This window comes from Mesorhizobium sp. WSM4814, assembly GCF_055811595.1.
This window is the reverse complement of sequence record NZ_JBVVQT010000007.1, coordinates 137,196-150,113: the sequence shown is the minus strand read 5'-3', so window position 1 is coordinate 150,113 and position 12,918 is coordinate 137,196. Positions and strand designations below refer to the sequence as shown.

General features: G+C 62.0%; 10 protein-coding genes. 6 read left to right on the top strand and 4 right to left on the bottom strand.

Annotated elements, in window-relative coordinates:
* Nucleotides 1-6: 6 nt before the first annotated feature.
* The 3 genes from AC0L2V_RS13895 to AC0L2V_RS13885 form a co-directional block, all read right to left on the bottom strand.
* The gene (locus tag AC0L2V_RS13895) at nucleotides 7-1,356 is read right to left on the bottom strand and encodes a mandelate racemase/muconate lactonizing enzyme family protein (RefSeq protein WP_473520359.1); all 1,350 of its coding nucleotides are present in this window, start codon (nucleotides 1,354-1,356) and stop codon (nucleotides 7-9) included.
* A gap of 63 nt (nucleotides 1,357-1,419) precedes the next feature.
* On the bottom strand, nucleotides 1,420-2,586 hold the full coding sequence (locus tag AC0L2V_RS13890) for a mandelate racemase/muconate lactonizing enzyme family protein (RefSeq protein WP_473520358.1): 1,167 nt from the start codon (nucleotides 2,584-2,586) through the stop codon (nucleotides 1,420-1,422).
* Between the two features lie 59 nt (nucleotides 2,587-2,645).
* Nucleotides 2,646-3,353, bottom strand: coding sequence for a GntR family transcriptional regulator (locus AC0L2V_RS13885; RefSeq protein ID WP_027151244.1), 708 nt, complete (start codon nucleotides 3,351-3,353; stop codon nucleotides 2,646-2,648).
* Between the two features lie 211 nt (nucleotides 3,354-3,564).
* Between AC0L2V_RS13885 and AC0L2V_RS13880 the strand changes: the two genes are divergently transcribed.
* The 6 genes from AC0L2V_RS13880 to AC0L2V_RS13855 all read left to right on the top strand — a co-directional run bounded on the left by AC0L2V_RS13880 (nucleotide 3,565) and on the right by AC0L2V_RS13855 (nucleotide 10,064).
* Entirely contained in the window at nucleotides 3,565-5,040 is a 1,476-nt protein-coding gene (locus tag AC0L2V_RS13880) for an ABC transporter substrate-binding protein (protein ID WP_473520357.1), read from the top strand.
* Between the two features lie 66 nt (nucleotides 5,041-5,106).
* Nucleotides 5,107-6,066 carry a carbohydrate ABC transporter permease gene (locus AC0L2V_RS13875; RefSeq protein WP_473511069.1) on the top strand — a complete coding sequence of 320 codons (960 nt, stop codon included), beginning with the start codon at nucleotides 5,107-5,109 and terminating at the stop codon, nucleotides 6,064-6,066.
* Nucleotides 6,063-6,953 carry a carbohydrate ABC transporter permease gene (locus tag AC0L2V_RS13870; RefSeq protein ID WP_473520356.1) on the top strand — a complete coding sequence of 297 codons (891 nt, stop codon included), beginning with the start codon at nucleotides 6,063-6,065 and terminating at the stop codon, nucleotides 6,951-6,953. The genes AC0L2V_RS13875 and AC0L2V_RS13870 overlap by 4 nt, the downstream gene beginning before the upstream one ends.
* A 10-nt stretch (nucleotides 6,954-6,963) precedes the next feature.
* Nucleotides 6,964-8,061 (top strand): ABC transporter ATP-binding protein, encoded by a 1,098-nt coding sequence (locus AC0L2V_RS13865; RefSeq protein ID WP_473520355.1) that lies wholly within the window; start codon nucleotides 6,964-6,966, stop codon nucleotides 8,059-8,061.
* 66 nt (nucleotides 8,062-8,127) lie between these two features.
* The gene (locus tag AC0L2V_RS13860) at nucleotides 8,128-9,291 is read left to right on the top strand and encodes a mandelate racemase/muconate lactonizing enzyme family protein (RefSeq protein ID WP_473520354.1); all 1,164 of its coding nucleotides are present in this window, start codon (nucleotides 8,128-8,130) and stop codon (nucleotides 9,289-9,291) included.
* 23 nt (nucleotides 9,292-9,314) lie between these two features.
* Nucleotides 9,315-10,064: a ribonuclease activity regulator RraA gene (locus AC0L2V_RS13855; protein WP_023797622.1), complete on the top strand. Its 750-nt coding sequence runs from the start codon at nucleotides 9,315-9,317 to the stop codon at nucleotides 10,062-10,064.
* Between the two features lie 64 nt (nucleotides 10,065-10,128).
* On the opposite strand, the gene fdhF is transcribed toward AC0L2V_RS13855, so the two are convergent.
* The gene (fdhF, locus tag AC0L2V_RS13850) at nucleotides 10,129-12,918 is read right to left on the bottom strand and encodes a formate dehydrogenase subunit alpha (RefSeq protein ID WP_473520353.1); all 2,790 of its coding nucleotides are present in this window, start codon (nucleotides 12,916-12,918) and stop codon (nucleotides 10,129-10,131) included.

Here is a 12,918-nt window from a genome sequence, read left to right as displayed (position 1 = left end):
TTCGCCTCAGCTCCAGGTGCGATCCCAGGAATACTCGTCGTCCCAGTGATCCGTGGGCTGCCAGATGCCGGTGACACCCGGCTGCAGATGCTGCGAGATCACCTCGTCGACGACGTCGTCGATCCCCAGACCCGGTCTGTCGGGAACAGTGATAAAGCCGTCCTTCACGAGCGGCCTGGCAACGCCGGTGACGATATCGTCCCACCAGTCGACATCGGCAGAATGGTATTCGAGCGCCATGAAGTTTTCGGTTGCTGTCGCGACATGTGCCGCGGCCATTGCTGCGATTGGACTTTCCGCCATATGGATGGCCATTGCGACGCCGTGGTCCTGCGCCATGTCGCCGATCTTCTTGGTCTCGAGGATGCCCCCGCTGGTGAGCAGGTCCGGGTGGATAATGGAGAGGCCGCCGCTCTTGAGCAGAGGCTCGAAGCCCTCCTTGAGATAAATGTCCTCGCCGGTGCAGATCGGCACCGTGGTGGCGTCCTGCAGTTGTCGGTAGTGCTCGGTGTACTGCCAAGGGATCACATCCTCGAGCCAGGCCGGCACATATTTTTCAATCCGCCTGGCGAGGCGAATACCGTCCTGCAGCGAGATGTGGCCGACGTGGTCGATAGCGAGCGGAATATCCATGCCGATAACCTCGCGAACCTCGGCAATATACTGCTCAAGCAAGTCGAGGCCCTTGTCGGAAAAGTGGAGGCCGGTAAACGGGTGGGGGACGTTATGCAGATCGTAGGCGGCGTTGCGGGCGCGCCGCTCTTCAAGGGTCTTGACCGGGCCGCGGCCGGGCTGGACGCGGTACCCATCAAGTGAGCCGGCAGGTGACACGACCGCACCGGGGACATCGGCGATCTGCATCAATCCCAGATCCATCTTGAGGAACGTGAAGCCGAGCGCCATGCGCTGCTTGAGGCGCTTGCCGGTCTCGGCCGGCACGGTGGCGTCGGTATCGCAATAGAGGCGCACCTTCTCTCGAAACCGGCCGCCGAGCATCTGGTAGATGGGCACGCCATAGGCCTTGCCGGCGAGATCCCACAGCGCGATTTCGACCGCCGAGACGCCGCCGCCTTGCCGGCCGTGCCCGCCGAACTGCTTGATCCGGCGAAACAGGCGATCGATGTTGCAAGGGTTCTCGCCAAGCAGCCGGCTCTTCAGCATCAGCGCATAGGTGGCGCTGGCGCCGTCGCGCACCTCGCCAAGCCCGACGATGCCCTGGTTGGTGTAAATCTTGAGCAGGGTCGAGGTGAACGGCGCGCCGACGATTTCGGCTACCCGCATGTCGGTGATGCGAAGCTCGGATGGCTTGGAGTTCGCGTTCACCCGATTGAGCGCCTCGTCGGCCGTTTTTGCCATGACTTGTCCTCGTTCTGGTGGATGGGGCTTGTCGCCCGCACGCCGTGCCGGCATGGAGCGTTGCTAGGCCAGCTCAATCTCGTGGGCCTGCAGGTAGTCGCGGTTCATCTCGATACCGAGACCAGGCCTCTGCGTCAGCTTGAGGCTGCCGTTCGAGACGTCGAGCGGTCTGTCGATGAGGTGATCGTATTTGCCCAGGTTCCACTCCGACGTTTCGAGCCTGTAGAAGTTAGGAACGGTCATCATCACCTGCGCTCCCGCAACCACGTTGATCGGCCCCGCGGCGTCATGTGGCGAGACCGGAATGTAGTAGGCTTCGCATAGGGCAGAAATCTTCTTGAGCTCGGTAATGCCGCCGGTCCAGGTGATATCAGGCATGATGTAGTCAGCGAGCCTGTTCTCGAGTACCGGCACGAAATCCCACTTCGTGTGGCCGCGCTCGCCCCACGCGATGGCGGCACTGACTTTTTCACGCACCTGCTTGAGGGCGTTCAGGCTCTCGGGCGGGCAAGGCTCCTCGAACCAGTCGATCTGGCCGGCTTCCTCAAGACTCCGACAGAGGCGAATGGCGGTGGGAACGTCGAAGCGGCCATGCGCGTCGATGAGAATGTCGACGTCAGGCCCCGCCGTTTCGCGGATCAGCGCCGTGAGTTCGGCGGCTTCGCGCTCGTCCTTCCGGGTCATGCTGCCATCGAGGTAGCCGTCCCGCTGTTCGCGGGGCAGGCCATCGGCGCTGTGGCCCTGGTGGGGGAAAGGATCGAACTTGAGCGCAGTGTGTCCGGACTCGACGATGTCCAGAATTTCGCGGACCACCGCCTCCTTGCTGGTGAATTTGGCCTGGTTGGGATGGGTGTAGAGCGCGATTTCGTCGCGTACCGGTCCGCCCAGCAGCTCGCAAATCGGCTTGCCGAGGACTTTGCCGCGGATGTCCCAGAGGGCTATATCGATGGCGCTCACGCATTCGACGGCGGCGCCGCGGCTGCCCATATAGGTGAAGCTGCGAAAGATCTTGTGCCAGAGATGCTCGATACGCGCTGGATCCTCGCCTGTCACGGCGACGCCGATCTGCCGCAGGATCGTGCAGAGAGCGCGGTTGGCGAGCCTTGTCGTGGTGGTGATCTCTCCCCAGCCACTCACCCCCTCGTCGGTCGTCACTTCGACGAACAGGAACTCTCCCCAATAAGAAGCATCGGACTTGATCAGCCACGGCCGAATGCTCGTGATTTTCATCTCAATCCCTTTATCTGAAATGCTTAGGGCTAACGGCGTTCGAGACTGGACCTTCGTTCCTATCCGGCCCGAGCGGCGTTGCGCGCACGCATCTGTTCGAGGATATGCCGGCCGGAACCCTCGACATGGCGGGAAACGAGTTCGGCCGCCTTGTCGGCTTCTCCCGCTTTCACGTGCGCGATGAGTTCGCGGTGCTCGCGAATGATCGCGGCACGCCGCGCCAGCGTGAAATTGAAACGCCGGCTCACGGCTCGCAGCACTTCGCGATGCTTCCACCAAAGTTCGGCGGCATGGCGGTTATAGTGCCGCTGGTACATCACGGTGTGGAAGGCGGTATCCAGTTCACTGTGCCTGAATGTGTCGGCAAAGTTGTTCTCTTCAATCAGCCCCTGGAGACGTTCGAGTTCGGCGATGTCCTCGCCGGTCGCCATGTTGACAAACCATCGCGTCAGGGCCGGCTCGATCAGAACACCGATTTCATAGATATCCCGGACAAAATCCTGGTCTATGGGTCGCACGCGCGCCCCGCGGTTGGGGAGAAAGGTGACAAAGCCCTCCCCGCGCAAGAGTTGCAGGGCCTCGCGCACGGGGTTGGTCGAGGTGCCGTGACGCCGGGCGAGATCGGTGACCACAAGCCGTTCGTTGGCGGCGAGCCGTCCCTCGATGATGTCTTCCCTGATCAGTTCATAAAGCGAGGCGCCCTCGCTGGAGGCCATGGGGTCAGTCTCCACCGGCGGCATGGCTTTAAAGTCATCTATTTCGGCCAAGACCGGCTCCCCTGATCAACACATACCCTGCCCGATATCACACACGGTTTTCACAAACAATGTACGATCCAGCGCGTTGACAGGCAATCCACGATCTGAAAACGTACAAAATGATCGAAGGGATACACAGAACAGAAAGCGTCCCGCGGTCGAACGAGCTAGACCGCTTTGCCTCGGCGCACGGCGGCATGGAGAACCAGGGAGGATACCTATGACGAGGATTACGCTCGGCAGTGCGGTCCTGCGCGGCACTGTCGCCACTGCTTTGATGGCATCGCTGATGTCGACATCGGCGCTCGGAGCGCCCGTCGACCTCAGCAAGTGGTCGCCGGAATATGTGCGCTCCATTGCGGGCACAGAGGATTTTGACACCGCGGCCGATTGCGCCAAGGTCACCCCGCTCGACTACAAGGGGCGACTGACTTTCTGGTATCAGGGCGTGTTCGAGGGCGACCCCGACCTTTTGCGCCAGTACTACAAGGATTTCTTCGAAACCTTCCGCAAGACCTATCCGAACATCCAGCTTGAGGAACAAGCCCTCACCTATAACGACCTTCTGGACAAGTTCCGCACGGCGCTCCTCGGCAACGCCGCGCCGATGGCGGTCCGCCTGCAAATCCTGGGTGGTACCGAGTTCGCCTCAAAAGGCTATCTTGAGCCGCTCAAACCCGAGGATGTCGGGTATTCCACCGAGGACTTCTGGCCCGGCGCCATGAAGGCCGTGACTTGGGAGGGAGTGACTTACGGCATTCCAACCAACAACGAGACGATGGCGTTCATCTGGAACGCCGACATCTTCAAGCGTGCGGGCCTCGATCCAGACAAGGCTCCGGCAACCTGGGACGACGTCGTCAAGTATTCCAAGCAGATCCACGACAAGCTCGGCATTGCCGGCTACGGCCTCGTGGCTCGCAAGAATGCCGGCAATACGCCGTACCGCTTCATGCCGCAGCTGTGGGCCCATGGCGGCGGCGTCTTCGACGAAGCCACTGCGAACCCGACCTATGAGGATGTCCAGCTCGATAGCCCGCAGAGCAAGGCCGCCCTGCAAGCCTCGTACGACATGTATGTTCGCGACAAGTCGGTTCCGGTTTCGGCGCTCACCAACCAGCAGGCCGATAACCAGCCCCTGTTCCTCGCCGGCCAGCTCGGCATGATGATCTCGCATCCGTCCGACTACGACGTCATGCTCGACCTGCAGAAGAAGGCGACGGGCGCCGACAAGGATAAGGCGCAGACCGTCATCGACAACATGCGCTACGGCCTGATTCCCACTGGCCCCGACGGCAAGCGCGCAGTCGTGTTCGGCGGCTCGAACATTCACATCCTGAAGCCCGAATATGTCGAGGGCGGCAAGGTCGACGAGCCGGCCGCAAAGGCTATCATCTGCATGTGGACGAGCCCTGAATGGTCGCTGAAGATGGCCTATGCCGGCTCGAACCCGGGCAACCTTAACGGCTTCAAGACCAAATGGATGAAGGAACGTCTGGAAAACATCAAGTTCCTCGACGTGACGACCTCGATGCTGCCATACGGCATCCCGTTCCCAGCGCTGCCGCAGGCCCCGGAGATCATGAACATCATCGTCCCGGACATGCTGCAGAATGCCCTGACCGGAGCGATGACCGTCGACGAGGCAGCGGACGACGCGGCCAAGAGGGTAAGAGAGCTGATGGGCGGACTCTGATCAAAGCCTGACCGGCTGCACCGATAGTGCAGCCGGTTCGTTCAGAAGAAACAGGGGCGCGCCATAGTGACGATCGTGACCGGCAAGGCCGAGGCTCGCCGAAGATTGCAATCCGGCAGGTCCGGCGCGTTACGCCAGATCTGGGAGCATCGCGCCGACTACGCGTACGTGCTGCCTGCGATCGTCGTGATGCTGATCGTCATCGCCTACCCCATCTACTACACGATCGAGCTGTCGTTCTTCAAGACGCCGCCTGGCCTGCAGCTTCGCGACAAGACCTTCATCGGCTTCGACAACTACACGACCATCCTCACCAGCGAGGTGTTCTGGAGAGTCACCTGGAACACTCTGATCTGGACGCTGGGCTCCACCTTGATTGCCTTTGTCCTGGGGTTTGCCACCGCGCTGGCGCTCCACCGCGAGTTTGTCGGCCGCGGTGTGCTGCGCGCAATCCTGATCATTCCCTGGGTCATCAGCGCGGTCGCCGCCTCCTATATCTGGAAGTGGATCTATCATTCGGACTTCGGGATCATCGGTGCGGTGCTGGTCGGCCTCGGATTGGCCGACCGACCGCCGAATTTCATCGACAGCGTCAACACGGTTCTGCCTTCCCTGATCGTCGTCAATATCTGGCGCGAGTTTCCGTTTGCCATGATCATGATGATGGCCGGCCTGCAGACCGTGCCCGAGCAGTTGCTGCGCGCCGCGCAGGTCGACGGTGCCAGCGCCTGGCAGCGCTTCTGGCACGTCACCTTCCCGCACTTGCGCAACGTCTCGACGGTGACGATCCTGCTGCTCGCGGTGGCCAACTTCAACTCCTTCATCATCCCCTGGATCATGACCGGCGGCGGCCCGTCCAACGCATCGCATATCTGGATCACCCACATTTATGAGCTCGCCTTCGGCCGGCAGCGCTGGGGCGTGGCATCTGCCTATTCGGTGCTCCTGTTCCTCACCCTGATGACGCTCGGCTACTTCTACGTCCGTGCGCTAAGCGGTAACGAGCGGCAAGAGGGGAGCGCATGAGCACGACTGCCGAGACCGCCCCGCGAGCCCTGAGCCGTCGCCGGATGCGCGTCGACGGATGGCGGTGGACCGGGCGTATCTTCCTCGCATTCATGCTGCTTTACACCGCGGTGCCGATGATCTGGATGCTGATCACCTCGATCAAGTCCGGGTTCGCGGCGTTGCAATTCCCGCCGCAATGGTGGCCGGACGAACCTACCCTCGCCAGCTACGAGAAGCTGCTCGATCCCCAGAACAGCGTCGGCCAGGACTTCCTCCGCTTCTTCTGGAACAGCCTTTTCGTGTCGACCGTCACGACAATCCTCTCGGTGATCGTCGCCGTCCCTGCGGCCTACGCGTTTTCGCGCTTCAGTTTCCCCGGCCGGAACCTCCTGTTCTTCGCCGTGCTGCTGCGCAACATGTTCCCGGCGGTGATCTTTCTCGTGCCGCTGTTCATCCTGATGCGCCTGCTCGGGTTGATGAACACGCATGGCTCGCTGATTCTCACCTATCTCACCTTCGGCCTGCCGCTGGCGATCTGGTTGCTCAAGGGCTTTTACGACAACATTCCGGTGCAGCTCGAGCAGGCGGCGCGCATCGATGGGGCCACGCGGTTCCAGGCCTTCATCCTGATTGTGATGCCGCTCTCGACGCCGGGGATCATCGCCACCGCGATCTATTCGTTCATCGGCGCGTGGAACGAGTATATCTACGCCTACACCTTCCTCACCAAGAACGACCAGTTGACGCTGCCGGTCGGCATCCAGCGCTTCTTCTCGGAAAATACGACGGACTTTCCGGGCCTGATGGCGGCCAGTTTCATGATGAGCGTGCCCGTCGTCGTGCTGTTCCTCGTCCTGCAACGATACTTCGTACGCGCCCTTACAGAAGGCGCGGTCAAGCACTAGGGAGTTGCCGATGGCCCACGTGGTCCTCAAAAATCTCGTAAAATCCTATGGCAGCTTCAAAGCCGTCAACGACGTGTCGCTGACGGTCAATGACGGCGAGTTCGTTGCGCTCGTCGGCCCTTCAGGCTGCGGCAAGACAACCACGCTCAATCTCGTCGCGGGGCTGATCCCGATGACATCGGGCGACATCGTCATCGGCGACCGGGTGGTCAACGACCTCGACCCCAAGGACCGGGACATCGCCATGGTGTTCCAGAACTACGCGCTCTATCCGCAGAAATCGGTTTACAAGAACCTGGCGTTCCCGCTGCAGATGCGCAAACTGCCCAGGGACGAGATCGACAAGAAGGTCAAGGAAGCGGCGCGAGTGCTCGACATGACGCACCTGCTCGAGCGCAAGCCGCGCGAACTTTCGGGCGGGCAGCAGCAGCGGGTGGCGCTCGGCCGTGCGCTTGTCCGCGACCCCGCCGTGTTCCTGATGGACGAGCCGCTCTCTAACCTGGACGCCAAACTGCGCGTGCAGATGCGGTCTGAGATCAAGCGCTTCCACCAAGACCTCAAGGCGACGATCATCTATGTGACGCACGACCAGCTCGAAGCCGTGACCATGGCCGACAAGATGGCGGTGATGAACGGCGGCTACCTGCAGCAATATGATTCACCGGCGCAGGTCTTTGCCCATCCGGTCAACATGTTCGTCGCCAGCTTCATAGGCAGTCCGGCGATGAGCCTTATTCCGCTGCAGGCATCGACGGCAAACGGCAACGCTGTGTTGACCAGCGCGGAGGGCTGGAGCTTCGAGCTCTCGCCGCGCAACGCCCGGAAGGTCGCAAGGGCAACGACCAGGAAAGTCGTGCTCGGCGCACGTCACTCGACGATCAAGCTGCGCAACAGCGCGGTCCCCGGTGCCATTCCGGCCAAGGCCTACACGGTGGAGCCGACCGGTGACGTCACCTTCGTGCAGGCGTTCCTGTCCGGCGCCATCGTCAACGTCAGCGTGCCGCCGAACATTGCCGTCGCGCCCGATGAACAGATCTGGCTCGAGTTCGACCAGGAGCGGATGCATCTGTTCGACGGCGAAACCGAAATGGCCCTCAAGGCCGACTGAGACAAGGCGCCAATTGAAACAGGGCGCCAACTGAAACAGGGGGATGCGTTTGGAACGTGGGCGTGGATGACTACGAAGCTTAAGATCACCGCGATCAAGCCCTATCCAGTGTGGGTAGGAACGCGCAACCAGATGCTGGTCAAGGTCGAGACCGACCAGGGCATCTTCGGCTGGGGCGAGAGCGGCTTGAGTGGTCGCGAGAAGGCGGTGGCCGGTGCGGTCGAGCACTATCGCGAGTTTCTCATCGGCCGCGACCCAATGCAGATCGGCCGGATCTGGCAGGAGCTTTATCGCAGCCAGTACTTCGAAGGCGGACGTGTTCTGCAGGCGGCGATTTCCGCCATCGACATCGCCCTTCACGACATCAAGGGCAAGGCGCTGGGAGTGCCGGTCTACGAGCTGCTCGGCGGCAAGCAGCGCCACCGCATCCCCACCTTCGCCTCGACCGGAGACGAGGCCGAAGGTGACGCTGCCATCGAACGAGCCCGCGAGCTACGCGTACAGGGGTGGCAGGCGATCCGCTTCTTCCCCGCCGGGCAAAACAGCAGGGACATCTTCGAGCCGCGCGAGTCGATCGGCACTACCGCCAGTATCCTTAACCGGGCGCGCGAGGTGCTGGGCGACGACGTCGTCCTCGGCATCGACTATCATCATCGGCTGTCGGTGGCCGAGGCGGCGAGCTTCTGCAACAAGCTCGGCCGCGGCGTGCTTGATTTCCTCGAGGAGCCGATCCGGGACGAGACACCGGAGGCCTACGAATCGCTGCGTACGATGACCGACATCCCCTTTGCCATCGGCGAGGAGTTTTCCAGCAAGTGGCAGTTCCTGCCCTACATCGAGCGCGGCATTCATCAGTTCAACCGGCTCGATGTCTGCAATGTCGGCGGGCTTACCGAGGCGATGAAAGTCGCTGGCTGGAGCGAGGCGCACTATGTGGACCTGATGCCGCACAATCCGCTTGGTCCGGTGTGCACGGCCGCGACCGTGCATCTCGCCGCCGCGGTACCCAACTTCGCGTGGCTCGAGACCAGGGAACCCGAAACAAAGCTGGGCTTCGACAATTCCGACTTCTTCCCCGTGCAACCACGGCTCGACGGGACCGACTATCCGGTCGGCGACCTGCCGGGGCTCGGCGTCGAGGTCAACGAGGCGGCGATCCAGGCGGCGAGCTTTCGTTTCTGGGAAGCGCCTCACCTTAAGCGCCGCGACGGTTCTGTTACGAACTGGTAGTCGCCTTTCAACCGGAGTCCACCATGACACATGCTCCCGACATCACGCGGCCGCCAAAAGACCTGATCGACGCGCTGAGGGGGATCGGCGCCGCGACGGTTGCCGGCACGCTTGGCCACATGGGTTTTCGCAATCCGCACATGGTCGGACCGGTGGCGCAGAACCACGGCAAGTCGATCGTCGGGCCGGCGCTGACGCTGCAGTTCATGCCACAGCGGCCGGACCTGTTCACCGAGGGAGAATATGCCGATCCGGAGACGCAGCTGCATCGGCACGTGCTTTATCACGCGCAGGCGGGCGATGTGGTCGTGGTCGACGCGCGCGGCGACATGAGCTCGGGCGTCTTCGGCGATATGATGTCGACGTATTTCAAAGGCAGGGGCGGCGCCGGCATCGTCATCGATGGATGCATGCGCGACCGGCCCAATGTTGAAAAGCTCGATCTGCCTCTATGGCTGCGCGGCTGGACGCCGAACTATCATGTGCAGACCAGCATTTATCCCAATGCCGTCAACGTTCCGATTGCCTGCGGCGGTGTCACGGTGATCCCCGGTGACATCATCGTCGCCGACGACGACGGGGTGGTGGTGCTTCCCGTCGCAATGGCCCCGGCGGTAATCGAAGAATCACAGAAGCATCACGATTGGGAGGAGTTCTCGCGAGTGAAGCTGATGGAGGGCGGGCCGTTGCAACGCTACTATCCGCTGCATGACGATGCCCGCGGGGAGTACGAGGAGTGGCGCAAAACAAACCGCTTGGAGAACCCCGGTTAGCGCATGGATTACCCCGTGGCGGGCGGCAGCTGGCAACCGTTCACAGATGGCGCGCGGTACTGGTTTATTCGGCAGCTTCGGCCCTCGCCGCCGGCGCAATTCGCGCGGCGCAGTATTTGAACTCCGGGATCTTGCCGTAGGGGTCCAGCATCGGATTGGTGAGCATGTTGGCCGGACTTTCGTTGAAGCAGAACGGCATGAACACCATACCGTCGGCGACCTCCCGGTCGGCGCGCAGGATGGCGTCTACCGTCCCGCGCCGGGTCTCGACCGCAATCATCTCTCCTTGGCGCAGGCCGTGCCGCTTGATCTCATAAGGGTTCATCGCAGCGATGCCTTGTGGCTCGATCGCGTCCAGCACGCCCGCCCGGCGGGTCATCGAGCCGGTGTGCCAATGCTCGAGCAGGCGGCCGGTGGTGAGCACCAGTGGAAACTTTTCATCGGGCACTTCGTCAGGCGGCAGCAAATCGGCCGGCACGATGCGGCCGCGTCCGTCCGCGGTCGGGAATCCGGACGAAAAGATGATCTCATTGCCGGGCTTGTCGGGACCGTCGGCCGGATAGATCACCGAACCTTCGCGCTCGATGCGGTCCCAGGAGATATGTTTCAAGGACGGCATCACATCAGCCATTTCCGCATAGACCTCGGAGACATGGTTATAGTTCCAGTCGAGACCGATGCGCCTCGCCAGTTCGACTATCAGTTCCCAATCCTGGCGCGCCTCGCCCGGCATGTCGAGCGCCGGCCGGCCGATCTGCACCTGCCGGTTGGTGTTGGTGTATGTGCCGAGCTTTTCGGCATGCGCCGAGGCTGGCAGCACCACATCGGCGTGCCAGGCGGTCTCGGTCAGGAAGATGTCCTGCACCACGAGATGGTCGAGCATGGCCAGTGCTTGCCGGGCATGGGTTTGGTCCGGATCCGACATGGCCGGGTTCTCGCCCAATATGTACATGCCCTTGATTTCGCCTTCATGGATGGCGTCGATGATTTCGACGACCGTTAGCCCCCTCTTCGGGTCGAGCGTCTGGCCCCAGAAATTCTCGTACTGGCCGCGGATGTCTACATTCTCGACGGATCTGTAGTCCGGAAAATACATCGGGATGAGCCCGGCATCGGATGCGCCCTGCACGTTGTTCTGGCCGCGCAGTGGGTGCAGGCCTGTTCCCGGCCGGCCGACCTGTCCGGTGATCAGCGCCAGGGCGATAAGGCAGCGCGCATTATCGGTTCCGTGTGTGTGCTGGGAAATGCCCATGCCCCAAAAGATGATCGACCGCTCGGCGGTCGCGTAGGTGCGGGCGACGTCGCGCAGCACGCTGGCCTCGACGCCGCAGACCTCGGCCATCGCCTCGGGCGAAAAATCCTTCACCTTGGCCTTCAGGGCCTCGAATCCGGAAGCGTTGGCCTGGATATACTGCTCGTCGTAGAGCTTTTCCTCGATGATGACGTGGATCAGCGCGTTCAGCAGGGCGACGTCGCTGCCAGCCTTGAATCGCAGCGAATGCGATGCATGGCGCATCAGGTCCTGGCCGCGCGGGTCCATGACGATCAGCTTGGCGCCGCGCTTGGCCGCCTGCTTGAAATAGGTCGCGGCGACCGGATGGTTGGTGGTCGGCCGTGCGCCGATGACGATGATGCATTCGGCCTTCAGCGCGTCGTTGAAGGGCGCCGAAACCGCACCCGAACCGACGCCTTCCATCAGCGCCGCCACCGAAGATGCGTGGCAAAGCCGCGTGCAATGGTCGACATTGTTGGTGCCAAAACCCTGGCGCACCAGTTTTTGGAACAGATAGGCCTCTTCGTTGGAGCCTTTCGCCGAACCGAAACCGGCCAGCGCCTGCCCGCCATGATCCCTGAGAATCGTCTTCAGCCCGCCGGCGGCGCGCGCAAGCGCCTCTTCCCAGGTAGCCTCGCGAAAAACGGTCAGCGGATCGACGCCGCGCATATCGGCATCGCCCGACTTCGGCGCATCGTCGCGCCGGACCAGCGGCTTGGTCAGGCGTTCAGGCGACATCGCATAGTCGAAGCCGAAACGACCCTTGACGCAGAGCCGGTTCTCGTTGGCATAGCCATTGCGGCCATCGACCTGGACTATTCTGTTGTCCTTGACCGCAACGCTGGTCTGGCAACCGACGCCACAGAACGGGCACAGCGTGTCGACGACCTTGTCGAATTCCTGGATGACCCGGGTCTTGCCTGCCTCATCCATCAGCGACTTTTCGTAGAGCGCGCCGGTCGGGCAGGCCTGCACGCATTCACCGCAGGTGACACAGGTCGACAGGCCCATCGGATCGTGCATGTCGAAGACGGGAAGCGAGTGATTGCCGCGCTCGGCCATGCCAAGCACATCGTTGACCTGGACCTCGCGGCAGGCCCGGACACAGGCGCCGCAAGTGATGCAGGCGTCGAGATTGACGGCAATGGCGGGATTGGTGATGTCGAATTCTGGCCGGACATCATCGGTGGCGAATTTCGAGCTGTAGCGAGCGCCGGAAATGCCCATCGAACCAGCCCACTGCCAGAACATCGACTGCTGATCCGGACCGTCGGCCGACGGCCGCATGTTGCTGGCGAGAAGCTCGAACACCATCTGGCGCGATTTCGTCGCCCGTTCGGTATCCGTCTTCACCACCATTCCGGCGGAAGGCTTGCGGATGCAGGAGGCGGCAAGCACCCGTTCGCCCTCGACATCGACCATGCAGGCGCGGCAATTGCCGTCTGGCCGATAGCCGGGCATGTCGACATGGCACAGATGCGGGATCCTGGTGCCTTCGCGCTTTGCAACGTCCCAGATCGTCTCGTCGTCAGCGGCTGTGACCGTTTTGCCGTCGAGGGTGAATATGACGCCATCTGCCAT